The 26,935-nt window shown below is 72.9% G+C and carries 23 protein-coding genes; 14 read left to right on the top strand and 9 right to left on the bottom strand.

Going from position 1 to position 26,935, the window contains the following annotated elements:
• Window positions 1-124 precede the first annotated feature (124 nt).
• The 3 genes from ABWI07_RS38635 to ABWI07_RS38645 form a co-directional block, all read right to left on the bottom strand.
• Window positions 125-1,183: an NYN domain-containing protein gene (locus tag ABWI07_RS38635; protein WP_149259078.1), complete on the bottom strand. Its 1,059-nt coding sequence runs from the start codon at window positions 1,181-1,183 to the stop codon at window positions 125-127.
• 92 nt (window positions 1,184-1,275) lie between these two features.
• Window positions 1,276-1,521 (bottom strand): acyl-CoA carboxylase subunit epsilon, encoded by a 246-nt coding sequence (locus ABWI07_RS38640; RefSeq protein ID WP_353821571.1) that lies wholly within the window; start codon window positions 1,519-1,521, stop codon window positions 1,276-1,278.
• 30 nt (window positions 1,522-1,551) lie between these two features.
• Window positions 1,552-3,144, bottom strand: coding sequence for an acyl-CoA carboxylase subunit beta (locus ABWI07_RS38645; protein WP_149259080.1), 1,593 nt, complete (start codon window positions 3,142-3,144; stop codon window positions 1,552-1,554).
• Between the two features lie 181 nt (window positions 3,145-3,325).
• On the opposite strand from ABWI07_RS38645, the gene ABWI07_RS38650 reads away from it, so the two are divergent.
• From ABWI07_RS38650 to ABWI07_RS38665, 4 genes are all read left to right on the top strand, one after another.
• Entirely contained in the window at window positions 3,326-5,926 is a 2,601-nt protein-coding gene (locus tag ABWI07_RS38650) for a phosphoenolpyruvate carboxylase (protein ID WP_353821585.1), read from the top strand.
• A 492-nt stretch (window positions 5,927-6,418) separates the two neighbouring features.
• Window positions 6,419-6,754 (top strand): YciI family protein, encoded by a 336-nt coding sequence (locus ABWI07_RS38655; RefSeq protein WP_353821572.1) that lies wholly within the window; start codon window positions 6,419-6,421, stop codon window positions 6,752-6,754.
• Window positions 6,751-7,965, top strand: a complete 1,215-nt coding sequence (locus ABWI07_RS38660) for an RNA polymerase sigma factor (protein WP_353821573.1) — start codon at window positions 6,751-6,753, stop codon at window positions 7,963-7,965. The genes ABWI07_RS38655 and ABWI07_RS38660 overlap by 4 nt, the downstream gene beginning before the upstream one ends.
• Window positions 7,966-8,060: 95 nt before the next feature.
• Window positions 8,061-8,798, top strand: a complete 738-nt coding sequence (locus ABWI07_RS38665) for a DUF899 family protein (protein WP_353821574.1) — start codon at window positions 8,061-8,063, stop codon at window positions 8,796-8,798.
• Window positions 8,799-9,049: 251 nt separating this feature from the next.
• On the opposite strand, the gene ABWI07_RS38670 is transcribed toward ABWI07_RS38665, so the two are convergent.
• Window positions 9,050-9,823, bottom strand: coding sequence for an enoyl-CoA hydratase/isomerase family protein (locus ABWI07_RS38670; RefSeq protein ID WP_353821575.1), 774 nt, complete (start codon window positions 9,821-9,823; stop codon window positions 9,050-9,052).
• A gap of 80 nt (window positions 9,824-9,903) precedes the next feature.
• On the opposite strand from ABWI07_RS38670, the gene ABWI07_RS38675 reads away from it, so the two are divergent.
• Both ABWI07_RS38675 and ABWI07_RS38680 read left to right on the top strand, forming a co-directional pair.
• On the top strand, window positions 9,904-10,764 hold the full coding sequence (locus tag ABWI07_RS38675) for a biotin--[acetyl-CoA-carboxylase] ligase (RefSeq protein ID WP_353821576.1): 861 nt from the start codon (window positions 9,904-9,906) through the stop codon (window positions 10,762-10,764).
• A 123-nt stretch (window positions 10,765-10,887) separates the two neighbouring features.
• Entirely contained in the window at window positions 10,888-11,895 is a 1,008-nt protein-coding gene (locus ABWI07_RS38680) for an adenylate/guanylate cyclase domain-containing protein (protein ID WP_353821577.1), read from the top strand.
• Between the two features lie 3 nt (window positions 11,896-11,898).
• On the opposite strand, the gene bfr is transcribed toward ABWI07_RS38680, so the two are convergent.
• Together bfr and ABWI07_RS38690 are read right to left on the bottom strand one after the other, a co-directional pair.
• A complete protein-coding gene (bfr, locus tag ABWI07_RS38685) occupies window positions 11,899-12,396 on the bottom strand; it encodes a bacterioferritin (RefSeq protein ID WP_141581003.1) in 498 nt (165 codons plus the stop codon).
• Window positions 12,397-12,515: 119 nt separating this feature from the next.
• On the bottom strand, window positions 12,516-12,827 hold the full coding sequence (locus tag ABWI07_RS38690) for a (2Fe-2S)-binding protein (protein ID WP_149259086.1): 312 nt from the start codon (window positions 12,825-12,827) through the stop codon (window positions 12,516-12,518).
• A 250-nt stretch (window positions 12,828-13,077) separates the two neighbouring features.
• On the opposite strand from ABWI07_RS38690, the gene glgX reads away from it, so the two are divergent.
• The 5 genes from glgX (at window position 13,078) to ABWI07_RS38715 (ending at window position 21,705) form a co-directional block, all read left to right on the top strand.
• Window positions 13,078-15,243 (top strand): glycogen debranching protein GlgX, encoded by a 2,166-nt coding sequence (glgX, locus tag ABWI07_RS38695; protein ID WP_353821578.1) that lies wholly within the window; start codon window positions 13,078-13,080, stop codon window positions 15,241-15,243.
• Window positions 15,244-15,257: 14 nt separating this feature from the next.
• Window positions 15,258-17,681 carry a malto-oligosyltrehalose synthase gene (gene treY, locus ABWI07_RS38700; protein WP_353821579.1) on the top strand — a complete coding sequence of 808 codons (2,424 nt, stop codon included), beginning with the start codon at window positions 15,258-15,260 and terminating at the stop codon, window positions 17,679-17,681.
• Window positions 17,678-19,543, top strand: a complete 1,866-nt coding sequence (treZ, locus tag ABWI07_RS38705; protein WP_353821580.1) for a malto-oligosyltrehalose trehalohydrolase — start codon at window positions 17,678-17,680, stop codon at window positions 19,541-19,543. The genes treY and treZ overlap by 4 nt, the downstream gene beginning before the upstream one ends.
• A gap of 119 nt (window positions 19,544-19,662) precedes the next feature.
• Window positions 19,663-20,334, top strand: a complete 672-nt coding sequence (locus tag ABWI07_RS38710; RefSeq protein ID WP_019629095.1) for a response regulator transcription factor — start codon at window positions 19,663-19,665, stop codon at window positions 20,332-20,334.
• Window positions 20,335-20,433: 99 nt separating this feature from the next.
• Entirely contained in the window at window positions 20,434-21,705 is a 1,272-nt protein-coding gene (locus ABWI07_RS38715) for an ATP-binding protein (RefSeq protein ID WP_353821581.1), read from the top strand.
• Window positions 21,706-21,779: 74 nt separating this feature from the next.
• On the opposite strand, the gene ABWI07_RS38720 is transcribed toward ABWI07_RS38715, so the two are convergent.
• Window positions 21,780-22,397, bottom strand: a complete 618-nt coding sequence (locus tag ABWI07_RS38720) for a GtrA family protein (RefSeq protein WP_353821582.1) — start codon at window positions 22,395-22,397, stop codon at window positions 21,780-21,782.
• A gap of 217 nt (window positions 22,398-22,614) precedes the next feature.
• Here ABWI07_RS38720 and ABWI07_RS38725 point away from each other — a divergent pair, with 217 nt between their 5' ends.
• Window positions 22,615-23,775 carry a 5-(carboxyamino)imidazole ribonucleotide synthase gene (locus ABWI07_RS38725; protein ID WP_149259552.1) on the top strand — a complete coding sequence of 387 codons (1,161 nt, stop codon included), beginning with the start codon at window positions 22,615-22,617 and terminating at the stop codon, window positions 23,773-23,775.
• A 61-nt stretch (window positions 23,776-23,836) separates the two neighbouring features.
• Window positions 23,837-24,304 (top strand): 5-(carboxyamino)imidazole ribonucleotide mutase, encoded by a 468-nt coding sequence (gene purE, locus ABWI07_RS38730; RefSeq protein ID WP_149259553.1) that lies wholly within the window; start codon window positions 23,837-23,839, stop codon window positions 24,302-24,304.
• 46 nt (window positions 24,305-24,350) lie between these two features.
• Here purE and ABWI07_RS38735 read toward each other — a convergent pair whose 3' ends face one another.
• Window positions 24,351-24,770 carry a CoA-binding protein gene (locus ABWI07_RS38735; protein ID WP_149259091.1) on the bottom strand — a complete coding sequence of 140 codons (420 nt, stop codon included), beginning with the start codon at window positions 24,768-24,770 and terminating at the stop codon, window positions 24,351-24,353.
• A gap of 39 nt (window positions 24,771-24,809) precedes the next feature.
• Window positions 24,810-26,144, bottom strand: a complete 1,335-nt coding sequence (locus ABWI07_RS38740) for a UDP-glucose dehydrogenase family protein (protein WP_353821583.1) — start codon at window positions 26,142-26,144, stop codon at window positions 24,810-24,812.
• 111 nt (window positions 26,145-26,255) lie between these two features.
• Between ABWI07_RS38740 and ABWI07_RS38745 the strand changes: the two genes are divergently transcribed.
• Window positions 26,256-26,935 (top strand): acyl-CoA dehydrogenase family protein (locus ABWI07_RS38745; RefSeq protein WP_353821584.1); only part of this gene is annotated, 680 nt, incomplete at its 3' end.

The raw sequence follows: 26,935 nt of genomic DNA on the forward strand, positions 1-26,935 counted from the left end.
GGTCGTTCGTGAGGTTCCATGCGCGGTCTCCCCCCATCACGGCGGGGACGTTACCGAGGGGCGACGCACGGTACCCGGCTAATTGCCAAACGTGTCCACTGCGGCGAAGGGATCGAGGAATCGTCTAGTCGGACTTGCCGATGCCTATGCCGAACTCGCGGTAGACGCGCTCCCAGAAGCCGTCCCGCAGCCAGGTGCGGGCCTCCTGGTAGGGGCGCAGTGAGCCGCCGAGCTCCTTCTCGGCCTCGATCAGCAGCTCCTTGTCGATGACGGGCGGCAGGATCGGGCCGGGCAGCAGGTCGCGGATGTTGTCCCGGCCCCGCTCGAAGATCCACTTCTGGGCGACGTGCTCGCCGATCTCCAGCATGTGGTCGCGGTCGGGCCCGAGCTTGCCGTCGGACGGCGCGGCCGTGGTGGAGTTCAGCGACGCGGCCACCGTGGCGGGCGTGGCGCCGCCCGGCACCGGGACGGCCGCGCGGGCGGCCGCGGGCGTCGGCTTGACCGCCGGGGGACGCCCCGCGAAGACCTGCGACGGGGACGGGACGGGGCTCGTGCGCTGCGCGGCGGCCGCGGCGTCGCGGACCGCGGCGGCGGTGCCGGGCGCGGGCACCGGCAGGACCTTGGCCTTGGTGAAGTACGGGCGCAGGAACTCGGCGGGCAGCACCTCGACCGTGTCGGACTCCCACACCAGCCACTCGGCCTGGTTGGAGCCGTGCGTCGGCTCCACGCCCCACAGGTGCACGCGGACGCCGTAGCGCTGCGCGGCCTCCACGGCGGGCAGCATGTCCTCGTCGCCGGCCAGCAGCACCGCGTCGGTGATGGCGCGGTGCCGGGCGAGGGCCTCGAGGTCGGCGCGCAGCTGGGCGTCAACGCCCTTCTGCTGGCCCTGCGCGTTCAGGTTCCCGAGGCGGAGCTTCACCAGCGGGAGGTTGGCGATGACGCGCTGGTCGACGGTCGGCTGCCGCTTCGGCGCGGCGTCGAACCAGTACACCCGCAGCAGTTCACCGCGCCGCTGCTCGTCGGCGTGGTCGGTGAGCGCCTTGATGAGCTTCTCCGCGGCGACCCGGTACTCCCGCCGGGAGCCGCAGCCGAGCAGCAGGGCACCGGAGGCCGCGTAGAGGTACCCCGCGTCGACGAAGATCGCGTAGCGCGCGGGCTGTGGGACGTACTCCGAGGTGGCCATGGCCTTCCACCTTATTCGTGCGGAGCGCCCCGCCGGGTGCGAACCACGGTTACATGTCGCGGGGGCCGCCCCGGCGAGGCCCCCGTCGGACGTCAGCGCGGCAGGCCGCTGGCCCTCCACGCGCCGGGCCCCCGCGGCCTCGGCGCGCCCCCGAGCGGGGCGCGGACGAGCCGGGAGCGGTCGGCCCAGCGCGACGGCGGGGCCCCGGGGCCCGCGGCGGCCCGGGACGCGGCGGCGGCCCGGGCCCGGGCGGTCAGCACGGCGACGAGCGCCGCGAGCTCCTCCGGGCTCGCGTCGCCGCGGACGACCCGCAGGAACGGCTTGCTGTCGGCGGTCACGAAACCTCCCACCTTCCGGGCGTGTCCCCGCTAGAGCGGGATGTTCCCATGCTTCTTCGGCGGGAGCGTCTTGCGCTTCTCGCGCAGTGCCCTGAGCGCCCGGACCACCTGCCCGCGCGTCTCGGACGGCTTGATCACGTTGTCGATGTAGCCGCGGTCGGCCGCGATGTAGGGGTTGGCGAGCGCGTCCTCGTACTCGGTGATCAGCTCGGCGCGGCGGGAGTCGGGGTCGTCCGCGGCGGCCAGCTCGCGCCGGTACAGGATGTTGACCGCGCCCTGCGCGCCCATGACGGCGATCTGCGCGGTCGGCCACGCCAGGTTGATGTCGGCGCCGAGGTGCTTGGAACCCATGACGTCGTAGGCGCCGCCGTAGGCCTTGCGGGTGATGACCGTGACGAGCGGGACGGTGGCCTCGGCGTAGGCGTACAGCAGCTTCGCGCCGCGCCGGATGATCCCGTTCCACTCCTGGTCGGTGCCGGGCAGGAAGCCGGGGACGTCCACGAACGTCAGCACCGGGATGTTGAACGCGTCGCAGGTCCGGACGAACCGGGCGGCCTTCTCGGAGGCGGCGATGTCGAGCGTCCCGGCGAACTGCATCGGCTGGTTCGCGACGATGCCGACCGAGTGGCCCTCGACCCGGCCGAACCCGACGATGATGTTGGGCGCGTACTGGGCCTGGACCTCCAGGAACTCGCCGTCGTCCAGCACGTGCTCGATGGCGGTGTGCATGTCGTACGGCTGGTTCGGCGAGTCGGGGATGAGGGAGTCGAGCTCCTCGTCCGTCTCGGACGGGTCGACGGGCACGTCGAACGCGGGCGGGTCGGACAGGTTGTTCGACGGCAGGTACGACAGCAGCGCCTTGACGTACTCGATCGCGTCGTCCTCGTCCGAGCCCTGGTAGTGGGCGACGCCGGACCGCGAGTTGTGCGAGTGCGCGCCGCCGAGCTCCTCCATGGTCACCTCCTCGCCGGTGACCGTCTTGATCACGTCCGGCCCGGTGATGAACATGTGGGACGTCTGGTCCACCATGACGATGAAGTCGGTGATCGCCGGGGAGTACACGGCCCCGCCCGCGCACGGCCCCATGACCAGCGAGATCTGCGGGATGACGCCGGAGGCGTGCACGTTCCGCTTGAAGATCTCCGCGTACAGGCCGAGCGCGACCACGCCCTCCTGGATCCGCGCGCCGCCGGAGTCGTTGATGCCGATCACCGGGCAGCCGGTCTTGACCGCGTGGTCCATGACCTTGCAGATCTTCTCGCCGAAGACCTCGCCGAGGGAGCCGCCGGAGACCGTGAAGTCCTGGCTGAAGACCGCGACGGGACGCCCGTCGACCGTTCCGTACCCGGTGACGACGCCGTCGCCGTAGGGGCGGTTCTTCTCCATCCCGAAGTTGGTGGAGCGGTGCCGCGCCATCTCGTCGAACTCGACGAACGAGCCGGGGTCGAGCAGAGCGTCGATCCGCTCCCGGGCCGTCATCTTGCCCTTGGCGTGCTGCTTCTCCACGGCGCGGGCCGAGCCGGCGTGCACCGCCTCGTACCGGCGCCGTTCCAGATCCGCGATCTTTCCCGCCGTGGTGTGGATGTCGTAGTCCACCGGGGGTTCAGGGGCTTCCATCGCCATGCGCGCCAGGGTAACCGCCCGCTGATACCGCGCTCGCGGCCGGGGCCCGCTGACCGGGACGGCGCCGGCCGGGGCGGCCCCGGGCCAGGTGGGAGGCACGGGCCGGTGGAGGGCCGCCGCGCGGCGGCTCGTTACGCTTGGGCGGGTGGCCACGAAGACGCGAGACATCCTCCGCCAGGACATGCCGGAACCGCTGCGCCGCGACGTGCGGCTCCTCGGCGCCATGCTCGGCGACTCCCTCGTGGAGTACGGCGGCCAGGGGCTGCTGGACGACGTCGAGCGGCTGCGCCACGCGGTGATCGCGGCCCGCCGCGGCGAGACCGGCGGCGACGAGGTCGCCGCCCTCGTCGACGGCTGGTCGCTGGAGCGCGCCAGGCAGGTCGCCCGCGCGTTCACCGTGTACTTCCACCTCACGAACCTGGCCGAGGAGCACCACCGCATCCGGACGCTGCGGGAGCGCGACACCGGCGGCACCGTCCCCGGGTCCGTCGCCGCCGCGGTCGAGGACATCCGCGCCGCGGGCGACGGGCGCCTTGAGGCGATCGTCGACGGCCTGGAGTTCCGCCCCGTCTTCACCGCGCACCCCACCGAGGCCCGCCGCCGCGCGGTCGTCACCGCCATCCAGCGGATCAGCGACCTGCTGGCCCGGCTGAAAGGCGACCCGGGCGCGAGCGAGCGCGAGGAGACCGAGCGCAGCCTCCGCGAGGAGATCGACCTGCTGTGGCGGACCGCGCTGCGCCGGGGCACGCAGATGGACCCGCTGGACGAGGTCCGCACCGCGATGGCCGCGTTCGACGAGACGATCTTCCGGGTCGTCCCGCACGTCTACCGGGCCCTCGACCGCGCCCTGGAGGGCGGGGCCGGCGGCGAGGAGTCCGGCGCCCGCCCGCCGAAGGCCCGCCCGTACCTGCGGTTCGGCAGCTGGATCGGCGGCGACCGCGACGGCAACCCCTACGTCACCGCGCAGGTCACCCGGGACGCCGTGATGATCCAGGCGGACCACGTGCTGCGCGCCCTGGAGGCGGCCTGCGCCCGGATCGGCCGGGAGTTGACCGTCCACGAGTCGACCACCCCGGCGTCCGGCGCCCTCCTGAACGCGCTCGCCGCCGCCCGCACCGCCCACCCCCGGCTGGTCGGGGACATGGCCAAGCGCTCGCCCGGCGAGCCGCACCGCCAGTTCCTCCTGCACGCCGCCGCCCGCATCGCCGCGACCCGCGAGCGCGACGCCGACCTCGCCTACTCCTCCCCGGAGGAGCTGCTCGCCGACCTGCGCACCGTGCAGGACTCCCTCGCCGCCGCGGGCGCCCCCCGGCAGGCCTACGGGCGCGTCCAGCAGCTCGTCTGGCAGGTCGAGACGTTCGGCTTCCACCTCGCCGAGCTGGAGGTCCGCCAGCACTCCGAGCTGCACGAGAAGGCGATCGAGGAGGTCCGCTCGGGGGGCGCGCGCTCGGAGATGACCGAGGAGATCCTGGAGACGCTGCGGGTCATCGCGTGGATCCAGCGGCGGTTCGGCGTCCGCGCCTGCCACCGCTACATCGTCTCCTTCACCCGCTCCGCCGAGGACATCGCGAACGTGCACGCCCTCGCGGAGTCCCTCGGCGAGGGCGCGCCCGTCCTGGACGTCATCCCGCTGTTCGAGACGGGCGAGGACCTGGAGCGCGCGCCGTCCGTCCTCGACGGCATGCTGGGGATCCCGGCCGTCCGGCGCCGCCTGGACGACACCGGCCGCCGCCTGGAGGTCATGCTCGGCTACTCCGACTCCGCCAAGCAGCTCGGCCCGACCAGCGCCACCCTGCGGCTGTACGACACTCAGGAGGCCCTCGCCGCGTGGGCGGCCCGGGCCGACGTGAGGCTGACGCTGTTCCACGGCCGCGGCGGCTCCCTCGGCCGCGGCGGCGGCCCCGCCAACCGCGCGATCCTCGCGCAGGCGCCGGGCTCGGTCGCGGGCCGTTTCAAGGTCACCGAGCAGGGCGAGGTCATCTTCGCCCGCTACGGCCACGCCGAGATCGCCAAGCGGCACGTCGAGCAGGTCACCAGCGCCGTCCTGCTCGCCTCGACCGACGCCGTGCAGGACCGCGCCCGCGAGGCCGCCGCCCGGTTCCGCCCGCTGGCCGACAAGATCAGCGAGGCGGCCAGGGCCGCGTTCCGGAGCCTCATCGAGACCGAGGACTTCGCGCTCTGGTTCGCCCGGGTCAGCCCCCTGGAAGAGATCGCCGAGCTGCGGATCGGCTCCCGCCCGGCCCGCCGCAAGGCCGCCCGCGGCCTGGAGGACCTGCGCGCCATCCCCTGGGTGTTCGCCTGGACGCAGACCCGCGTCAACCTCCCCGGCTGGTACGGCCTCGGCAGCGGCCTCGCCGCCGTCTCGGACGACGGCCGCGACCTCGCCGAGCTTCGCGAGGCCTACGAGGCGTGGCCGCTGTTCAACACCCTCCTCGACAACGCCGAGATGAGCCTCGCCAAGTCCGACCGGGCGATCGCCGAGCGCTACCTGGCCCTGGGCGAGCGGCCCGAGCTCTCCGAGACCGTCCTGACCGAGTACGACCGCACCCGCCGGCTCGTCCTGGCGGTCACCGGCCACGGCCGCCTGCTGGAGAACCGCAAGGTCCTCTCCCGGGCCGTCGAGCTCCGCAACCCCTACGTGGACGCCCTCTCCCACCTCCAGTTGCGGGCCCTGAAGGCGCTGCGCGCGGGCGTGGAGGACGAGACGGAACGCGCCCACCTGGAGGACCTGCTCCTCCTGTCCGTCAACGGGGTGGCCGCCGGCCTCCAGAACACGGGATGACGGTGTCTTCCCAGGGGGGGCGACCCCCTGGAACCCCCGTTGCGACGCAGGCGATCCTCACGCCGCCGTTGCGGTCGCTGTGCCTGTTGCGGCTTGTGTGGCGTCGCTGCGGTCGCCTGCGTCGGCGGGCATGCGCGTTGCGCTCGCTGCGCTCGCTCCACGCGCCTGCCCGCGCCCCGGCTGAGCACCAAGTCCAAGAGGGTGTGAACCGTCCACACCCCACGCTCTTGGTCCAACGCTCTTGGACGTGCACACCTTGACGCTCTTGGATGTGCCAGCTGTGGCGCTCTTGGAGTGGACTTGAGCGACGGCGCGGGTCGGGGGGCCGGAAGGCGCTCTGGCGCCTGGAGGTCGCACGGCCCGTCGAGCCGGACGACCGGAGCGACACGACACCAACCCGCACGGGCACAGCACACCCGCACCGTGGCGTGAGGATCGCCCGGCTCGTGACGGGGGTTCCAGGGGGTCGCCCCCCTGGGCAGAATCAAGCGCATGAAGTACGGGCTGCTGATATGCGACGACGAGTCGGCGTCGCCGAGCAACGAGGAAATCGCGGCCGATCCGGCGCACCGGGCGTGGCTGGCGGATCTGGAGCGGACCGGAGCCAAGCTGCTCGGCGTGCGGCTGCGGCCGGTGGCGGAGGCGACCACGGTCCGCGTCCGCGACGGCGAGACCCTGGTCTCGGACGGCCCGTTCGCCGAGACCAAGGACTTCGTCGGCGGCTTCATGGTCATCGAGTGCGCGGGCCTGGACGAGGCGGTCCGGATCGCCGCCGGGCACCCCTACGCGCGCCGGGGCAGCGTCGAGATCCGCCCCCTCTGGGAGTGACCGCGCCCGGCGACCCGGTGCGCGCGGCGGTCGACGCGGCGTACCGGGACGAGTGGGGCCAGGTCGTCGCGACGCTGATCGCGGCGACCGGGGACTGGGACCTGGCCGAGGACTGCGCGCAGGACGCGTTCGCCGCCGCGCTGGCGACCTGGCCGCGCGACGGCGTCCCGCGCCGCCCGGGCGCGTGGCTCACGACGGCGGCCCGCAACCGCGCGCTCGACCGGCTGCGCCGCGACGCCGCGGGCGCGGCCAAGCTGCGCCTGCTCGCGGCGGACGGCGCGCGGGAGCCCGCGGAGGAGGACATCCCGGACGAGCGGCTCAGGCTGATCTTCACCTGCTGCCATCCGGCGCTGCCGTTCCCCGCCCGGGTCGCGCTCACCCTGCGCACGCTGGCCGGGCTGAGCACCGCCGAGATCGCCCGGGCGCTGCTGGCGGCCGAGCCCGCGATGGCGCAGCGCCTCGTCCGGGCGAAGCGCAAGATCCAGGAGGCCGGCATCCCGTACCGGGTGCCGCCCGCCGAGCAGCTCCCCGAACGGCTCGCGGCCGTCCTCGCGGTCCTCTACCTGATCTTCAACCAGGGCTACGGCGAGGAGGACCCGGACCGGGCGCTGAACGCAGAGGCGATCCACCTGGCCCGCGTGCTCGTCCGGCTCATGCCGTCCGAGCCCGAGCCGCGCGGCCTCCTCGCGCTGATGCTGCTGCACGAGGCCCGCCGACCCGCGCGCATGGAGGGCGGCGTCCTCGTCCCGCTGGAGGACCAGGACCGCTCCCGCTGGGACCGGGACCTCATCGACGAGGGCGTGGCCGTGCTCGACCGGGCGCTCGCCCTGCGGCGCGGCGGGCCCTACCAGGTGCAGGCCGCCATCGCCGCCTGCCATGCCACCGCGCCGGACACGGCGAGCACCGACTGGCCGCAGATCGCGGCCCTGTACGGCGCGCTGGCCCGGCTGGCGCCGTCCCCGGTGGTGGATCTCAACCGCGCGGTGGCGGTCGCGATGGCCGAGGGCATCCCGTCCGGCCTCGCCCTGGTCGAGGAACTCGCCGCGTCCGGACGCCTGGACGGATACCACCTGCTCCCCGCGACCCGCGCCGACCTGCTGCGCCGCGCCGGCCGCAAGGCCGAGGCCAAGGCGGCGTACGAGGAGGCGCTGGAAATGGCGCCGACCGAGCCCGAGCGCCGCTACCTCACCGGACGGCTCCAAGAGCTCTGATCTCCACCCAGGTAAAAACTCGGCGGCGATGTCGATCCGGGGCGGGCGCCCTTCGTCGGTGGTGTGAAGGTCCACCGGAAGGAAGGGAAGAGCCCATGAGCACCGACACGACGCTCCCAACCCCCGAAGTGGTCGACCGGGCCGCGTTCCAGGCCGAACTGGACGCGCTCCGCGTACGGGAGAAGGCGCACACACGCGCGGGGGACGCGGTCGCGGCGGCCCGCCGCCGCCTGCCGATGGTGGAGGTGGACGCCTCGACCCCGCTGACCGGCCCGGACGGCCCCGTCACGCTCCTCGACACGTTCGAGGGCCGCCGGCAGCTGGTCGCGTACTACATGATGTGGTTCACCGGCCGCCCCGCGGCCGAGCAGTGCCCGGGCTGCACGTTCTTCAACGGGCAGGTCCGCGAGCTGTCCAACCTGCACGCCGCCGGGATCACCTACGCGACGTTCTGCCAGGGCCCGTACGAGGAGAGCGTCCGGTACCGCGACTTCATGGGCTGGAACATGCCCTGGTACTCCGCCCGGGACTCCGCCGACACACTGCTGACCGGCCGCCAGGTCGGCATGTTCCACCTGGTGTGCTACCTGCGTGACGGCGACCGCGTGTTCGAGACGTACTGGACGAACGGCCGTGGCGTCGAGGCGATGGACATCGCCTACTCGCTGATGGACCTCACGGTCTACGGACGCCAGGAAGACTGGGAGGACTCACCCCCCGCCTGGCCCCGAGCCGGCTCCGTGGACGGCGGCTTCTTCACCACCAACGGCCGCCCCACCACCCAATGGCCCCGCCTGCACAAAGGCCACCCCGACCCCCTGCCCCCCACCTGAGAGCCCCCGCCAAAACCCTCTTGGACGTGCCACGCCGAACCTTCTTGGAGTGGACCTGAGCGGGCCCGCGGGTCGGGCGGCCGGAAGGCGCTCTAGCGCCTGGAGGTCGCCCGACCCGCCGAGCCGGGCGACCGCAGCGCCACGCAACAAACCCGCACGGGCACGAGAACCGAAACCGTGGCGTGAGGATCGCCCGGCTCGCAACGGGGGTTCCAGGGGGTCGCCCCCCTGGGAAGACACGCCCCCCTGGGTTAAGACGGCCAGTTGGGTTTGCGCTTCTCGTTGAAGGCGGCGATTCCCTCGCGGCGGTCTGCGGAGAAGGCGACTGTGCGCCAGGCGTTCTCTTCGAGGTCGAGGGCGGCGTCCAGGGCGGTGCCGCCGCCCAGGCGCATGGCGCGTTTGGCGGCGCGGACGGCGGTGGGGGAGTTGCGGGCGATCACCTCGGCGATGCCGAGGGCCTCCTCGCGGGCGGTGCCGGCGGGGACCCTGCGGTCGGCGAGGCCGTAGGCGAGGGCCTCCTCGATGCCGAGGCGGCGGCCGGTGAACACCAGGTCGGCGGCCTTGCCGGGGCCGAGGCGGCGCAGCGCGAGCTGGGTTCCGCCGCCGCCGGGGACGAGGCCGACGCTCACCTCGGGGAGGCCGAACACGGCCGACTCGTCCGCGACGATGATGTCGGCGGACAGCGCGAACTCGCAGCCGCCGCCGAGGGCGTAGCCGTGCACGGCGGCGACGACGGGTTGCGGCAGGTTCAGGACGCCGCCGAACGCGGCGCGGAAGACGGGGCGCTGCGCGAGGATCTCCTCGTCGGTCATCCCGTTGCGCTCCTTGAGGTCGGCGCCCACGCAGAACGCCTTCTCGCCGGCGGCGGAGAGCACCACCGCGCGGACCGAGGCGTCCGCCGCGACCTCGGCGCACACGTCGGCGAGGCGCCGCGCCATCGCGGTCGACAGGGCGTTGAGGGCCTCGGGCCGGTCCAGCACGATCTCCGCGACGTGCCCGTCGCGCCGCAGCGTCACACCATCCATGGGGGCACCCTAACGAGCGGGTTCCCCGCGGCCGGATGCCGGTCCCAAGATCGAACTCGTTATGGGGTTGGATTGGTGGTGTGACCGACTCACGGTATGGGGACCTGGACCGGCCGCCGCTGCACGAGGCCGCGCTGCGGCGCGCGCTCGTGCGGGAGGACGGGCTGTGGCGGGACGTCCGCGTGGTGGAGGAGACCGGCTCCACGAACGCCGACCTCGCCGACCGGGCGCGGGAGGGCGCGCCGGAGGGGACCGTGCTGGTCACCGAGCTCCAGACGGCGGGCCGCGGCAGGCTCGGCCGGACCTGGACGGCGCCGCCGCGGTCCGGGCTGACGTTCTCCGTGCTCCTGCGCCCGCGGGTGCCGCAGTCGCGGTTCGCCTGGGCGTCGCTGCTGACGGGGGTGGCGGTCGCCACCGCCCTCCGGCGGATGACCGCCTGGTCGCAGGCGGGGGAGGGGTTCCTCGGGGAGGGCGGCGACGTCGCGGTGGACGTCCGCCTGAAGTGGCCGAACGACGTGCTGGTCGGGGACCGCAAGCTCGCCGGGATCCTCGCCGAGATGGTGGACGGCGGCCTCGTGGTCGGGGTCGGGCTGAACGTCGGGCTGCGCGAGGACGAGCTGCCGGTGCCGACCGCGACGTCCCTCGCGATCGAGGGCGCGCCGCTCAGCGACCGGGCGCCCCTGCTACGCGCGATCCTCCGCGAGTTCGCCACCTGGTACCGGGAGTGGACGGCGCTCGACGGTGATCCGGAGAGCAGCGGGCTGCGTACCGCGTACCGCGACCTGTGCGCGACCCTGGGCCGCGAGGTGCGGGTGGAGCTGCCCGGCGGCGAGCGGCTCGCCGGGACGGCGCGGGACGTGGACGAGACGGGGCGGCTCGTGGTGGCCGGACCGGGCGGCGAGCGCGCGGTCAGCGCCGGAGATGTGGTGCACGTCCGATGAACGGGACGGGACGATCCGCCATCCGGCCGCTGAAGTTGATGCTGATCTGCGACGATATGTTCGGGTACCGATCCACGACGCCGGCGCCACGGCCCATGGCGGCGGCGGACTGAGGGGCGGATGATGGCGGCCGGATTGCCGGATCCGAAGGAGATCGAAGAGCTCCTGCTCGGAGGCGAGCTGCGGTACAACCGCGTCGAGGCCGTCCGGCAGTCCGGGGTCTCCCGGGACTTCGCCGGACGGATCTGGCGCGCGTTCGGCTACCCGTCGATGCCCGACGAGACGATCGCCTACACCGAGGGCGACGTGGCGGCGCTGGACCGGCTCCGCAAGCTCGTCGACGACGGGATCCTGGACGAGGACGGAGTGATCCGGCTCGTCCGGGCGTTCGGCCAGACGATGACACGGCTCGCCGAATGGCAGGTCAACCTCCTGCGCAGCATGCTGACGCAGGACCTGAACGACGCGCCGTCCGCGCAGGCCGTGGACACGGTCGTCGACATCGCCGAGAAGCACATCGGCGACTTCGAGCCGCTGGTGGTGCACGCCTGGCGGCGGCAGCTCGCCGCGGCCGGGACGCGGGCGCTGGCCGCGGCGGCGAGCCGGGAGAACGGCGATTCCGCGGGCCGGCCGATGACCACGGTCGGTTTCGCGGACATGGTCTCCTTCACCCAGGTCAGCCGGGAGCTGGAGGAGATCGAGCTCGCCCGGGTGGTGGAGTGGTTCGAGGAGACCGCCGCCGACATCATCGCCTCCTGCGGAGGCCGGCTGGTGAAGACGCTCGGCGACGAGGTGCTGTTCAGCGCGGAGACGCCGGAGGTCGGCGCGGAGATCGCGCTGACGGTGGCGTCGGCGATCCAGGACGAGACGGAGGTCCCGGACGTGCGGGTCGGCGTCGCCCACGGGCCCGTCCTGCCGCTGATGGGCGACGTGTTCGGCACGACCGTGAACCTCGCGGCCCGGCTCACCTCCCTCGCCCGGCCGGGCTCGGTGGTGATCGACGCCGAGCTGGCGGCGTGCCTGGAGAAGGCGCCGGGCTACGAGGTCACCCGGATCGTCAGGCGCCCGGTCCGCGGTCTCGGCATCGTCCAGCCGTACGTGCTGCGCCGGAGCGGCGGGCAGGCGCCGTAGGCCTCAGACGGGGCTCGGGCCGCCCTCGCCGGGCGAGTCGGTGAGGCGCTGGAGGTAGTTCTGCTCGCCGAGGGCCTGGACGAGGCTCAGCTCGGTCTCCAGGTAGTCGATGTGCTCCTCCTCGTCGGCGAGGATGTCCTCGAAGATCCGGGCGGAGGTGACGTCGCCGCGCGAGCGCATGAGCTCGATGCCGGGCCGCAGCCGGGCCACGGCCTCCATCTCGATCTCCAGGTCCGCCTTGAGCTGCTCGACGATGGTCTGCCCGATGCGCAGCGTGCCGAGCTTCTGGTAGTTCGGCAGCCCCTCGAGGAACAGGATCCGGTCGGTGAGCCGCTCCGCGTGCCGCATCTCGTCGAAGGACTCGTCGCGGGTGTGCTTGGCGATGCGGGTGAAGCCCCAGTTCTCCTGCATCTTGGAGTGCAGGAAGTACTGGTTGATCGCCGTGAGCTCCGCGGTGAGCTGCTCGTTCAGCAGCGCGATGATGTCGTTGTCGCCTTCCATGGCCCCCATGCTTCCATGCCGGACCGGATCCGGGACAGTACCGAACCCCGCACGGTGCGTGCCCGATTCGTGGCACACCGTGCGGAACGGGGCGCTGACCGGAGGGGCGGAAGGGGGCCTCAGGCGGCGGTCGAGGACGCGGAGCCGCCGTCGGCGCGCTGCCCCATGGCCTGTGCGGGCTCCGGGAGCCGGGAGGCGTCGAGGGGCGCCTCGGGGACGGCCGCGAGAGGGTGCGGGCCGCCGTTCAGGGCGTCCGCGAGGGCCGCGGAGGCGCGGTACTCGCTGACCATCGTGTGGATGCGCTTGGTGCACAGGCCGCAGCCGGGCTTGAATCCGCAGGCCGCCTTGACGGCCTTGGCGGTCGTGCAACCGCTCGCCATGCAGCCGTGGACGTCGTCCTCCGTGACGGCGTTGCAGATGCAGACGTACATTCCGGTGGGAGACCTTCCGTGCGGCTCGTCCTGTTCGCGGCGTCCTGTTCGCAGCGTGCCCGACCGGGGCCGGTAAGGGCGCCCTCATTAAGGTTAGGCTCCCCTAACGTAACGCACCGATGTCCGTTCTGGCCAGTGGGGTCCCGATCGGTGTGATCTATCCCCCAGGGGGAAGGGCATCCCGGGTGCGGCCCCCGGTACGTGCGCGGTCGGGCGCCCCGGTGCCGCACCCTTACGAAGGGCGGAACAATTGGCTCAGGTTTGGCCGGGTGACGCCTACCCCCTGGGGGCCCGGTTCGACGGCGCGGGGACGAACTTCGCCGTCTTCTCCGAGGTGGCCGAGAAGGTGGAGCTGTGCCTGTTCGACGGCCCGGCGGGCGACGGTGAGGAGACGCGGCTGACGCTGCCGGAGGTGGACGCCTTCGTGTGGCACGCCTACCTGCCGGGCGTCATGCCGGGGCGGCGGTACGGGTTCCGGGTGCACGGCCCGTACGACCCGTCGCGCGGCCTGCGCTGCAACCCCGCGAAGCTGCTGCTGGACCCCTACGCCCAGGCCGTCGAGGGCCAGGTCGACTGGGACGAGGCGTGCTTCGGCTACGACTTCGGCGACCCGTGGTCGCGCAACGACGCCGACTCGGCGCCCCACACGATGCGGTCGGTGGTCGTCAGCCCGTACTTCGACTGGGGGGACGACCGCCCGCCCCGCACCCCGTACCACGAGACGGTGATCTACGAGGCGCACGTCAAGGGGCTCACCGCCAGGCATCCGGACATCCCGCCCGCGCTGCGCGGCACCTACGCGGCGCTCGGCCACCCCGTGATCACCGATCACCTGCGCTCGATCGGGGTGACGGCGGTGGAGCTGATGCCCGTCCACCAGTTCGTCCACGACGACGCGCTGACGAGCCGCGGGCTGCGCAACTATTGGGGCTACAACACCATCGGCTTCTTCGCGCCGCACAACGAGTACTCCTCGTCCGGGCAGCGCGGCGAGCAGGTGCTGGAGTTCAAGGCGATGGTGAAGTCGCTGCACGAGGCCGGGATCGAGGTGATCCTGGACGTCGTCTACAACCACACCGCCGAGGGCAACCACCTCGGGCCGACGCTGTCGTTCCGCGGCATCGACAACGCCTCGTACTACCGGCTCACGGAGGACGACCCCCGCTACTACATGGACACCACGGGCACCGGCAACAGCCTGCTGATGCGCAGCCCGCACGTCCTGCAGCTGATCATGGACTCGCTGCGGTACTGGGTGACCGAGATGCACGTGGACGGGTTCCGCTTCGACCTCGCCGCGACGCTGGCCCGCGAGCTGCACGCGGTGGACCGGCTGTCGGCGTTCTTCGACCTCGTCCAGCAGGACCCGGTGGTCTCGCAGGTCAAGCTGATCGCCGAGCCGTGGGACGTGGGCGAGGGCGGCTACCAGGTCGGCAACTTCCCGCCGCTGTGGACGGAGTGGAACGGCCAGTACCGCGACACGACGCGCGACTACTGGCGCGGGCAGCCGGGCGCGCTGCCCGACTTCGCGTCCCGGCTGACGGGCTCGTCCGACCTGTACGCCGACGACGGCCGCCGCCCGCTCGCCTCGATCAACTTCGTGACGTGCCATGACGGCTTCACGCTGCACGACCTGGTCTCCTACGACGGCAAGCACAACGAGGCCAACGGGGAGGGCAACCGCGACGGCACCGACGACAACCGGTCGTGGAACTGCGGCCACGAGGGCGCGACGGACGACCTGGAGATCATCTCGTTGCGCGAGCGGCAGAAGCGCAACTTCCTGGCCACGCTGTTCCTGTCGCAGGGCGTGCCGATGCTCCTGCACGGCGACGAGATCGGCCGGACGCAGAGCGGCAACAACAACGCCTACTGCCAGGACACCGAGCTGTCCTGGGTCGACTGGACGGGCCTGCGCGACGACACGTTCTTCGACGAGCGCGGCCCGCTGCTCGACTTCGTCCGCCGCCTCTCCGAGCTGCGGACCGAGCACCCGGTGTTCCGCCGGCGGCGCTTCTTCAGCGGCGGCGTCGAGGGCTCCAGGCGCACCCGCGCGGGGACGCGGCCCGAGGACCTGCCCGACCTCGTGTGGTTCACCCCCGGCGGAGTGGAGATGACCGACGAGGACTGGTCCGCCGGGTTCAACAAGTCGCTGACCGTGTTCCTGAACGGCGACGCGATAGGGGAGCCGGACCGGCGCGGACGGCAGGTCAGGGACGACTCGTTCCTGCTGCTGTTCAACGCCCACGAGGGGGACCTGCCGTTCACGCTTCCGCCCGCGCGTTACGGGCAGATGTGGATGAAGGTGCTGGACACCGCCGATCCGCTGCTCGCCGAGGAGGAGTCGCCCGTCGTGAAGGCCCGCGAGAACGTGCCGGTCGCCGCTCGCTCCGTCCAGGTCATCCGCCGGCTCTGAGGCAGGACGGGCAGATGGACGACGACGCGCATACAGCCCCCGCGTGGGTAGACCTCAGGCAGGCGGACGCCGCGCAGGCGGACGCCCACACGCAGGCCGAGCCCGTCCCCGAGGAACCGCTTCCCGCCGCCGAACCCCCCGAGGAAACCGTGTCCGAGGACCACATGCCCGAAAGGGCGGACAGACCCGAACAGGCCGACAGACCCGTCCCCGAGGAGGACGCCCTCCCCGTGCCGCCGACCGGCACCTACCGCCTCCAGCTCCGCGGGACGCCCGAGGAGCACTTCGGATTCGCCGAGGCCGCCGCGCTGGCCCCCTACCTGGCGGCCCTCGGCGTGTCGCACGTCTACCTGTCGCCGATCCTGCAGGCCGCGCCTGGTTCCACGCACGGCTACGACGTCGTGGACCACTCCCGGTTGTCGGAGGAGCTCGGCGGGCCCGAGGCGTTCGGGGCCATGGCGACCCGGTTCCGGGCGCACGGGCTCCGGGTGCTGGTGGACGTCGTCCCGAACCACATGGCGATCCCTGAGCCGCCCGAGCTGAACCTGCCGTTCGCGGACGTCCTGGCGGAGGGGCCGCGGTCGCGGTTCGCGCGGTGGTTCGACGTCGACTGGGAGGCGGGCGGCGGGCGGATCGTGCCGCCCGGCGAGGGCGAGCCCAACTACCGGCGCTTCTTCGACATCTCCGGCCTGATCGGGCTGCGGCAGGAGGACGCGGAGGTCTTCGAGCGCACGCACGCGCTGCTGCTGAGCCTGGTCCGGGACGGCCTGGTGGACGGGCTGCGCATCGACCACCCCGACGGGCTCGCCGACCCGCGCGGCTACCTGCGGCGGCTGGCCGAGGCCGCCCCGGACCGCCGGCTGCTCGTCGAGAAGATCACCGAGGGGGAGGAGCGGCTGCCGGCGGACTGGCCGTGCGCGGGCACCACCGGCTACGACGCGCTCGGCATGATCGGCGGGCTGTTCGTCGACCCGGCCGGGGAGAAGCCGCTGACCGACTACTACGTGTCGCTCACGGGCAACCCGGCCGAGTTCGAGGAGGTCGAGCGCGACGCCCGGATGCACGCCGCGACGCACAGCCTCAAGCCCGAGATCGAGCGGCTCCAGCGCGTCCTCCACCGGGTGGTGGGCGAGCGCCGCCCCGGCCTGGAACGGGCTCTGGTCGAGCTGCTGGTCGCCATGCCCGTCTACCGCGCGTACGTCGTGCCTGGGGAGGACGCACCCCAGCAGGCCGTGGACGTCGTGGACGAGGCCGCCCGCCGCGCACGCGCGCACTTGCCAGAGGAAATGCACGGCGACCTGGAAACCATCGTGGACCTGGCCCTCGGACGCGGCGAGCGCACCGACGCCGAGTTCATCGTCCGGTTCCAGCAGACGTCGTCTCCGCTGGCCGCCAAGGGCGTGGAGGACACGGCCTTCTACCGGTGGAACCGCATGGCCGCCCTGAACGAGGTCGGCGGCGCGCCAGGGCGGTTCAGCGTCGGCGAGCCTGAGTTCCATGCCTTCTGCATACGGCTCGCCCGCGACTGGCCGTTGACGATGACCACGCTCTCCACGCACGACACCAAGCGCGAGGAGGACGTGCGCGCCTGGCTGGCCGTGCTGTCGGAACTGCCCGGCGAGTGGGTCGAAGCCGTGGACCGGTGGCGGACCTGGGGCCCCGGCACGTCCCCCTTGGAGCCGGACCTTGAGTACCTGCTCTGGCAGACGCTCGTCGGTGCCTGGCCGCTCACCATCGGCAGGCTGGAGGAGTTCCTCACCAAGGCGATGCGGGAGGCCAAGACGCGCACCTCCTGGGCCGAACAGGATCCCGAGTACGAGGAGGCCGTCCTGGAGTACGCGCGGGGCGTCCTGGCCGACCCCGACCTCGTGACCGACATGACGTCGTTCGTCGCGAAGCTGGCCCCCTACGCCCGCGTGAACACGCTCGGCCAGAAGCTCGTCCAGCTGGCGATGCCGGGCGTCCCCGACGTCTACCAGGGCTGCGAGATGACCGGCCTGTCGCTGGTCGACCCCGACAACCGGCGGCCCGTCGACTACGGGCGGCGCCGCGAGCACCTGTTCCGGCTCGACACCGGCCGGCAGCCGAAGGAGGTCGACGACGAGAAGCTGCTGGTCACGTCGCGGGTGCTGCGGCTGCGCCGGTCCCATCCGGAGTGGTTCGGCCCCGGCTCCCGGCACGAGCCGGTCACCGCGCGCGGGCCCGCCGCCGAGCACGTCGTGGGGTTCGCCCGGGGCGAGGCCGTCGCGCTCGCCACCCGGCTCCCCGTGGGCCTGGAGCGCCGCGGCGGCTGGAAGGGAACCCGCGTGGACGTGCGCCGCCAGGGCTGGCGGGACGTCCTGACGGGCTGCACGCACATGGGCCCGATCCTGGACGCCTCGCGCTTGTTCGAGCACCTTCCCGTCGCGCTGCTCGTCCCCCGGGAGATCGATCGGTGAGCGCCCGTTTCGAGGTGTGGGCACCCGCCGCCGGCCGCGTGGACGTCGTGGCCGGCGGCGCCCGGCACCCCATGGAGGCGCGGCCCTCGGGGTGGTGGGAGGCCGAGGTCGCGGACGCCTCCCACGGGACCGACTACGGGTTCGTCCTGGACGAGGCCGACGAAGTGCTGCCCGACCCGCGTTCCCCTTGGCAGCCCGAGGGCGTCCATGGCCGCAGCCGCCTCTACGACCACGGACGGTTCGCGTGGACCGACCAGCACTGGCACGGCCGCCCGCTCGCCGGCAGCGTCCTCTACGAGATGCATGTGGGGACGTTCACGCCCGAGGGCACGTTCGACGCGGCGGTGGAGCGTCTCGACCACCTGGTGGCGCTCGGCATAGACGCGGTGGAGCTGCTGCCGGTCGCGTCCTTCCCCGGCCGGCACGGGTGGGGTTACGACGGGGTGCACCTATGGGCGCCGCACGAGCCGTACGGCGGCCCGGACGGGTTGAAGCGCTTCGTGGACGCCGCCCATGCCCGCGGTCTGGCCGTCGTCCTGGACGTCGTCTACAACCACCTCGGGCCGGACGGGAATCGCCTGGGAAGCTACGGCCCGTATTTCACGAGCGCCCACGCCACGCCTTGGGGCGACGCCGTGAACTTCGACCAGGAGGGATCGGACGAAGTCCGCGCATTCGTCGTCCAGAACGCGCTGATGTGGCTGCGCGACTACCACCTGGACGGGCTGCGCCTCGACGCCGTCCACGCCTTCACCGACCACAGTGCGGTGCACATCCTGGAAGAGCTGGGACGCGCCGTGTCGGCGCTTTCCGCTCACCTCGGCAGGGACCTTTTCCTCATCGCCGAATCGGACCTGAACGACCCGCGCCTGGTGACGTCCCGGGAAGCCGGCGGATACGGTCTGGACGCCCAATGGAGCGACGACTTCCACCACGCGCTGCACGCCGCGCTCACCGGTGAGAGGCAGGGATATTACTGCGACTTCGGCTCCCTGGAAACGCTGGAGAAGGCCTTCACCAAGGCCTTCGTCCACGACGGGACCATGTCGACCTATAGGGGGCGGCACCACGGCCGCCCGGTCAATGTCAGGGAAACGCCCGCGCACAGATTCCTCGGCTTCCTGCAGAACCACGACCAAGTCGGCAACCGCGCGGCGGGCGACCGCATAGGAGCCCTTGTGCCGTCCCCCGGGCTGCTGAAAGCCGGCGCGGCGCTGCTGCTGCTCGGGCCGTTCACGCCCATGCTCTTCATGGGCGAGGAATGGGGCGCGTCGACCCCGTGGTGCTATTTCACTGACCACCAGGATCCGGAACTGGCGCGCGCGGTCAGCGAGGGGCGGCGGCGCGAGTTCTCCCGGCACGGCTGGAGCGGCGAGGTCCCCGATCCACAGGCTGTGGACACGTTCCGGCGCTCGGTGCTCGACTGGGCCGAACCGGACCGGCCCCCGCACCGCGACCTGCTCGAATGGCACCGCGACCTGATCGCTCTGCGCCGCTCCCGGCCCGAGTTGAACGACCCCCGGCTGACCGCCGTGAAGGTCGAGACGCACGGCGAGGCGGGCGGCGAGACGCACGGCGAGGCGGGAGGCGAGGAGGCCGGCGGGGCGGCGGGCGAGGCGGTGCGCGCGCTGGCCTTGCGGCGCGGCCCGGTGTGCGTGGCGGCGAACCTCGGCGAGGGGCCCGTCCTGCTCCCGATGCCCGGTCCCGGCGGGGCGGCCCCACGGCTCCTGCTCGCCTCGGATCCGGCGATTCGCATCGAATCGGTCAGCTTCGGCGATTCCGGATCGGTGGCGGTGGCGCTGCCGGGGGCCTCGGCAGCGGTCCTCGACCTGGCGGCCGCCCCCGCCTGGGGACGTGACTAGGGCCACATCCGCGACGCGTCGGCAAAACCGTGTTCGTTGTTGTACTACGAGTGGCAAACCGCAGGTCAAGAGCGCGGCGGGAGCCGGGCAATGGTCAAGTTTGGTCATACGATCGGTTCATGACCTCAGTACTGCTCGCCGAGGACGACACGTCCATCTCCGAGCCTCTCGCCCGCGCGCTGCGTCGCGAGGGGTACACCGTCGAAGTCAGCCCCGACGGCCCACAGGCGCTGGAGCGGGCGCTCGGGGGCGGCGTGGACCTGATCGTCCTTGATCTCGGCCTGCCCGAGCTGGACGGCCTTGAGGTGGCCCGCCGGGTGCGGGCCGAGGGGCACGGCGTGCCCATCCTGATCCTGACCGCCCGGGCCGACGAGGTCGACACCGTCGTCGGGCTGGACGCCGGCGCCGACGACTACGTGACCAAGCCGTTCCGGCTGGCGGAGCTGCTCGCGCGGGTGCGCGCCCTGCTGCGCCGGGGCAGCACCGAGACCCCGATCGTCCAGGGCGTGCGGATCGACGCCGAGTCGCGCCGTGCCTGGATGGGCGACCAGGAGTTGCAGCTCACCACCAAGGAGTTCGACCTGCTGCGCGTCCTCGTGCGCGACGCGGGCAAGGTCGTGACCCGCGAACAGATCATGCGCGAGGTGTGGGACACCAACTGGTGGGGTTCCACGAAGACCCTCGACATGCATATTTCCTGGCTGCGCCGCAAGCTCGGCGACGATGCCGGCAGTCCCCGCTACATCACCACGGTGCGGGGCGTCGGCTTCCGGTTCGAGCGCGGCGACTAGCACCGGCCGCCGCGGTCGTGCGGGACGCCGGGGGCCTTCCCGAGAGGCCTCCGGGGCGAGTGCCGCACGCTCCGCGGCCCCACCCTCGAAGGAGCCCCCATGAGGCGCCGACTGCTCCTGTCGACGCTCGCGGTGGCGGTGGTCGCGCTGCTCCTGCTCGGCATACCCCTCGCCTACGCCGCCCACAAGCTCGTGTACGAGGAGGCCGGCCGGTCGCTCGACCGGGAGGCGTCCTCCATCGCCGGCGGCGTCGGCTACAGCCTGGAGGCGCACCAGCCCGTCACCGGCACGGTCCTGGCCCGGGAGTACCCGGGCCGGCACGTGTCGATCACACTGCCGGACGGCCGGACCGTCACCGCCGGGCCGCCCGCGCGCGGGCCCGTCCTGTCGGCGACCGCCACCCACGGCCGGGTCAGGGTGCGCGTGTCGCGCCCCGAGGCGCAGGTCCGCGACGCCGCGCTGCGGCTGCTCCTGCTGGTCGGCAGCCTGGCCCTGCTCTGCGTCGCCGTCACCGTCGGCCTGGCGATGGTGCAGGCCCGCAAGCTGACGCTGCCGCTGGTCGACCTCGCCGAGACCGCCGACCGGCTCGGCAGCGGAAACGCCCGGCCGCGCCCGCGCCGCTACGGCATCCCCGAGGTCGACCGGGTCGCCGAGGTGCTGGACCGCAGCGCCGTCCGCATCACCGACCTGCTGGTCGCCAGCCGCGAGTTCGCGGCCGACGCCAGCCACCAGCTCCGCACCCCGCTGACCGCGCTGTCCATGCGGCTTGAGGAGATGATCGAGGCCGCCGACTACCCCGACGTCGTCCGGGAGGAGGGCGCGGCGGCGGTCGCGCAGGCCGAGCGGCTCGTCGCGGTCGTCGAGCAGCTGCTCGCCCGCGCCCGGCACGACCGGACCGGCGGCGCCGTCCCGTCCCCGATCGACGAGATCATCGCCCAGCAGGTCGAGGAGTGGCGGCCGAGCTTCCGCAAGGCCGGCCGGGACGTGCGGATCATCGGCGAGCAGGGCCTGGTCGGCATGACCCACCCCGAGGGCTTCTCGCAGATCGTCGCCACGCTCCTGGAGAACTCGCTCGTGCACGGCGCCGGCACCGTGACCATCCACACCAAGCCGGGCGCGAGCTCGGTGGTGGTCGAGGTCGGCGACGAGGGCGAGGGCATCCCGGCGGGGCTGGAGCCCCGCATCTTCGAGCGCAGCGTCTCCGGCGGCCACGGCACCGGCCTCGGCCTCTACCTCGCCCGCTCGCTGGCGGTGGTGGACGGCGGGCGCCTCGAGCTCCTGCACTCCCGGCCCGCGGTCTTCGGGGTCTTCCTGCGCCAGGCCGCAGAGGTCCGCCTGGCCGCCGAACGCGTGGTCATGGGGCCCGCCTGACGCGGGGAGGCCCCGACGCGGGGAGACGGGGCCCCACGCTTCACGTCGAGCGGCCGGACGCCCCGGGCGGGAGCTCAGATCTCGGCGTAGTCCTCGGCGGCGCGGTCGAGGGGGTGCAGGAGCCGGGGCGCCGGGGCGGGACCGCCCTCCGGCGCGCGGGTCGCACCGGGGCCCCCTGCGGCGGGCTCCGCGGCGGGCTCGCCGGTGAGGTCGTCCGAGGGCGCCTCGGGCAGCCCGGAGGCCGGGTCGACGGGCGGGGCGCTCGCCGGCAGGAACACCCACTTCTTGTACGACCAGAAGCGGAACAGGGTCGCCACCCCGGTGCCGACGACCAGCGCGAGGTTGTAGAACACCGCGCCGTCGAGGCCGAGGACGTAGTGCGAGAAGCCGATGAACAGCTCGGTGATCACCAGTCCGACGCCGTTCAGCGCGAAGAACAGCACGTACTCGCGGCCGAGGCCGGTGCGGTCGCGGTGCCGGAACGTCCAGTAGCGGTTCGCCAGGTAGGAGAACGTCGTCGCGATCACCGTGGCGACGCCGTTGGACGTGAGCGGGCCCACCCCCATGCCGGTGTGCAGGCCGTTGCCGATCGCGAACGTGATCACGAACGCGATGGCGCCCACGCTGCCGAACTGGGCCAGCTCCCGCACGAGGTGCGCGAACCGCCGGTGGATTTTGGCGACCAGGCTCACGAAGGGGATCCGTCCTTCCGGGCTTGCGGGGAGGAACAACGAGGATAGACGCCCGCGGCGCCTGGGACGCTGGAACACGAAGCTTTCACGGCCACCCCCCGTTCGGTGCCCATTGTCCCGTGCCCACTGCCGAGGGTCCCACACACCTTCGACGCGGGCGCCGCGTGATTCGTTCGGCCCGGCCGCCCGATAGCCTTTCGACGTGAAGGTTCGTGACATGCCCGTGGTCGGGATGGCGGGCGGCGGGCAGCTCGCCCGGATGACCCAGCAGGCCGCGATCGCGCTCGGCGTACCGCTGCGCGTGCTCGCCGGAGCGCCGGACGACTCGGCCGCCAAGGTCGTCTCGGACGCGCGGGTCGGCAACGACCGCGCCCTCGACGATCTGCTGGCCTTCGCCCAGGGCTGCGACGTGGTCACCTTCGACCACGAGCACGTCCCGGGGCCGCACATCCAGAAGCTGGAGGCCGCGGGCGTCCCGTGCCGGCCCGGGTCGGCCGCGCTCGCGCACGCCCAGGACAAGCTCGTCATGCGCGAGCGGCTGAGCGGCCTCGGCGTCCCCTGCCCCGCCTACGCGCCCGTCCCGTCGCCCGACCCGGCGGCGTTCCTGGAGGCGTTCGGCCGCGAGCACGGCTGGCCGCTGGTCCTGAAGTCCACGCGCGGCGGCTACGACGGCAAGGGCGTCTGGGTGGCCGGCGACCCGGAGGAGGCCCGCGTCGCCGACCGGCTGCAGGCCGAGGGCGTCGACCTCCTGGTGGAGGAGCACGTCCCCTTCCGGCGCGAGCTGGCCGCGCTCGTCGCGCGCTCCCCCTACGGCCAGGGCGCCGCGTACCCGATCGTGGAGACCGTCCAGGAGGGCGGGATCTGCGTCGAGGTGATCTCGCCCGCGCCCGGCCTCTCGAAGGACCTGGCCGCCGAGGCGCAGAGCCTCGCCCTCCGCGTCGCGGAGGAGCTGGGCGTCGTGGGCCTCCTCGCCGTGGAGCTGTTCGAGACCGAGGGCGGGCTGCTGGTGAACGAGCTCGCCATGCGCCCGCACAACTCCGGGCACTGGACGATCGAGGGCGCCCGGACCTCGCAGTTCGAGCAGCACCTGCGGGCCGTCCTCGACCTGCCGCTCGGCTCCACCGAGCCCACCGCCCCGTACGCGGTCATGGCCAACGTGCTCGGCGGCGACGACCCGGAGGTCTACCCCCGCTACATCCACGTGATGGCCCACGACCCGGGCGTCAAGGTGCACATGTACGGCAAGGAGTCCCGCCCGGGACGCAAGATCGGGCATGTGACCGCGCTCGGCGCGGACCTCGCCGAGGTCCGCGAGCGCGCCCGGCACGCCGCCGACTACCTGCGGTGGGGTCCCGCCATGAAGGACCGCGCGCGATGAGGACACCAGTGAGCGAGATCAACGGGAGGCACGCGTGAACGCCCCGGTCGTCGGCGTGGTGATGGGCAGCGACTCGGACTGGCCCGTGATGGAGGCCGCGGCCCAGGCGCTGGAGGAGTTCGGCGTCCCCTACGAGGCCGACGTGGTGTCCGCGCACCGCATGCCGCACGACATGATCGCCTACGGGGAGGACGCGGCGGCCCGCGGCCTCCGCGTGATCATCGCGGGGGCGGGCGGCGCCGCGCACCTGCCGGGCATGCTGGCCTCGGTGACGCCGCTGCCGGTGATCGGCGTGCCCGTCCCGCTGAAGTACCTGGACGGCATGGACTCGCTGCTCTCGATCGTGCAAATGCCCGCGGGCGTCCCGGTCGCGACGGTCGCGGTCGGCGCGGCCCGCAACGCCGGGCTGCTGGCCGTCCGGATCCTGGCCGCCTCCGACGAGGACCTGCGAGCCAAGATGACGGTCTTCCAGCAGGACCTCTACGGTCAGGCCAAGGCGAAGGGCGCGCGGCTGCGAGAGCGGCTCTGAGGGACTCCCGGCGCCGCCGGGGCCCGTCGAGGCCGGCCCGGGGCCGTCAGTGGCGCAGGGACCACTCGACGGCGGGGCAGCGGTCCATGACGACGTCGAGCCCGGCGTCCCTGGCGCGCCGGGCCGCCGCCTCGTCGACCACCTGGAGCGGCAGCCACACGGCCTTCGCGCCCGCCGCGATCGCCTCGTCCACCGCCTGCCCGGCGTGCTCGGCGCGGCGGTAGACGCCCACCACGTCCACCTCGGAGGCGTCCGGGACGTCGGCGAGGGAGGCGTACCCCTTCTCGCCGAGCACCTCCCGCGCCTCCGGATGCACCGGGATGATCCGCTTCCCGCGCCGCTGCAGCAGCCGGGCCTGGTTGTAGACCTCCCGCGAGGGGGCGTCCCCGAGCCCGACGAAGGCCCACGTCCTCGACTCGTCCAGCAGGCGGGTGATCACGTCCGGGTCGGCGAAGTCAGCGCTCATGCCCGCCACAACACCGCCTCCGGCCGCTTTAGTTCCCCGTCACGGACGCCCCAGCGCCCGGTAGTTCCACCCGGCCGCGCGCCACCGCTCGGGGTCGAGCGCGTTGCGCCCGTCCACGATGTTGCGCTCGGCGACGGCCTCGGCGACGGTTGCGGGGTTCATGTCCCGGAACTCCGCCCACTCGGTCAGCAGCAGGACGGCGTGCGCGTCCCGGACGGCGGACATCGCCGAGTCGCCGTACTCCAGCGTCGGGTGGGCGCGGCGCGCGTTCCGCATGGCCTGCGGGTCGTAGACGGTCACCCTGGCGCCCTGGGCGCGGATGGACGCGGCCACGTCCAGCGCGGGGGAGTCGCGCACGTCGTCGGAGTTGGGCTTGAACGCGGCGCCGAGGACGCCGACCGTACGCCCGGCGAAGGAGCCGCCGAGCAGCTGCCGGGCGAGGTCCACCATCCGGATCCGGCGGCGGATGTTGATCTCGTCGACCTCGCGCAGGAAGGTGAGCGCCTGGTCGGCGCCGAGCTCGCCCGCCCGGGCCATGAACGCCCGGATGTCCTTCGGCAGGCAGCCGCCGCCGAACCCCAGCCCCGAGCCCAGGAACTTCCCGCCGATCCGGTCGTCGTAGGACAGCGCCTCAGAGAGCTTCGTCACGTCCGCGTGCGCGGCCTCGCACACCTCGGCCATCGCGTTGATGAAGGAGATCTTGGTGGCGAGGAACGCGTTCGCCGACACCTTGACCAGCTCGGCGGTGGGGAAGTCGGCCGTGATGAAGGGCACCCCCTCGGCGATCATCGTCCGGTAGATCTCGCGGAGCACCTTCTCGGCGTGCTCGGCGGCGCCCTGGTCGGCGGGCAGCCCGGCCACGATCCGGTCGGGGTGCAGGGTGTCCTGGACGGCGAAGCCCTCGCGCAGGAACTCGGGGTTCCAGGCGAGCACGGCGTCCCCGCCCACCGGCGCCGCCTTGGCGAGCGCCTCGCCCAGCCGCGCGGCCGTCCCGACCGGCACGGTCGACTTGCCGACGACCAGGCAGGGCCGCTCCAGCAGCGGCGCCAGCGACGCGATCGCGTCGTCGACGTAGGTGAGGTCGGCGGCGTACTCCCCGGCCTTCTGCGGGGTGCCGACGCACAGGAAGTGGACGTCGCCGAACTCCGCGACCTCCTCGTAGGACGTGGTGAAGCGCAGCCGCCCGGTCTCCAGCCCCCGGCGCAGCACGGGCTCGAGCCCCGGCTCGTACACGGGGAGGTCGCCGGCCGAGAGCCGCGCGATCTTCTCCGCGTCCACGTCGAGTCCGAGGACCTCGAAGCCGAGGTCGGCCATGCACGCCGCGTGGGTGGCGCCGAGGTAACCGGTTCCGATGACCGTCAGCCGGTAGGACAAGGCCTGCTCCTCTCCGTTCGCTCTGGCCGACGAGCGGCCCTACTTACGTGCCCGCTGCGGGCGGGTACCTGCGTCGGCCGCCACTGCCTACTGGCCGGTAGCATCTGCGGCATGAGTGCTGACTTTCCCACGTACGCGCCGTCCGAGGAGCATGAGCTGCTGCGGCGTACGGTGCGTGAGCTGGCCGAGGCCAAGATCGCTCCTTTCGCGGCGGAGGTGGACGAGGAGTCGCGGTTCCCGCAGGAGGCGTTGGACGCGCTGGTGGCCAACGATCTGCACGCGGTGCACGTGCCCGAATCGTACGGGGGTGCGGGGGCCGATGCGCTGGCGACGGTGGTCGTGATCGAGGAGGTGGCGCGGGTGTGCGCGTCCTCGTCGTTGATCCCGGCGGTGAACAAGCTGGGGACGGTGCCGGTGCTGCTGGCGGGGTCGGCGGAGCTGAAGGAGCGGTTCCTGGGGCCGGTGGCGCGGGGCGAGGCGATGTTCTCCTACGCGTTGTCGGAGGCCGATGCGGGGTCGGACGCGGCGGGGATGAAGACGCGTGCGGTGCGCGAGGGCGACGGGTGGGTGCTGAACGGCACCAAGATGTGGATCACCAACGCGGGGGTGTCGCGGTTCTACACGGTGATGGCGGTGACCGATCCGGGTGCGGGGGCGCGGGGGATCTCGGCGTTCGTGGTGGACGCCGAGGCCGATGCGGGGGTGTCGTTCGGGCCCAAGGAGCGCAAGCTGGGGATCAAGGGGTCCCCGACCCGGCAGGTGATCCTGGAGGACGTGCGGGTCCCGGCGGA

It is taken from the genome of Actinomadura sp. NPDC000600, assembly GCF_040492135.1.
In the GTDB taxonomy this organism is placed as follows: Bacteria; Actinomycetota; Actinomycetes; order Streptosporangiales; family Streptosporangiaceae; genus Spirillospora.

Bases quoted from the DNA above. Each gene is read 5' to 3' on its own strand.
- ABWI07_RS38635 (WP_149259078.1), bottom strand. From the start codon at position 1,183: ATGGCCACCTCGGAGTACGTCCCACAGCCCGCGCGCTACGCGATCTTC.
- ABWI07_RS38645 (WP_149259080.1), bottom strand. From the start codon at position 3,144: ATGGCGATGGAAGCCCCTGAACCCCCGGTGGACTACGACATCCACACC.
- ABWI07_RS38650 (WP_353821585.1), top strand. From the start codon at position 3,326: ATGCCGGAACCGCTGCGCCGCGACGTGCGGCTCCTCGGCGCCATGCTC.
- ABWI07_RS38655 (WP_353821572.1), top strand. From the start codon at position 6,419: ATGAAGTACGGGCTGCTGATATGCGACGACGAGTCGGCGTCGCCGAGC.
- ABWI07_RS38665 (WP_353821574.1), top strand. From the start codon at position 8,061: ATGAGCACCGACACGACGCTCCCAACCCCCGAAGTGGTCGACCGGGCC.
- ABWI07_RS38670 (WP_353821575.1), bottom strand. From the start codon at position 9,823: ATGGATGGTGTGACGCTGCGGCGCGACGGGCACGTCGCGGAGATCGTG.
- ABWI07_RS38680 (WP_353821577.1), top strand. From the start codon at position 10,888: ATGGCGGCCGGATTGCCGGATCCGAAGGAGATCGAAGAGCTCCTGCTC.
- bfr (WP_141581003.1), bottom strand. From the start codon at position 12,396: ATGGAAGGCGACAACGACATCATCGCGCTGCTGAACGAGCAGCTCACC.
- ABWI07_RS38690 (WP_149259086.1), bottom strand. From the start codon at position 12,827: ATGTACGTCTGCATCTGCAACGCCGTCACGGAGGACGACGTCCACGGC.
- treY (WP_353821579.1), top strand. From the start codon at position 15,258: ATGGACGACGACGCGCATACAGCCCCCGCGTGGGTAGACCTCAGGCAG.
- ABWI07_RS38710 (WP_019629095.1), top strand. From the start codon at position 19,663: ATGACCTCAGTACTGCTCGCCGAGGACGACACGTCCATCTCCGAGCCT.
- ABWI07_RS38715 (WP_353821581.1), top strand. From the start codon at position 20,434: ATGAGGCGCCGACTGCTCCTGTCGACGCTCGCGGTGGCGGTGGTCGCG.
- ABWI07_RS38725 (WP_149259552.1), top strand. From the start codon at position 22,615: ATGCCCGTGGTCGGGATGGCGGGCGGCGGGCAGCTCGCCCGGATGACC.
- purE (WP_149259553.1), top strand. From the start codon at position 23,837: ATGGGCAGCGACTCGGACTGGCCCGTGATGGAGGCCGCGGCCCAGGCG.
- ABWI07_RS38735 (WP_149259091.1), bottom strand. From the start codon at position 24,770: ATGAGCGCTGACTTCGCCGACCCGGACGTGATCACCCGCCTGCTGGAC.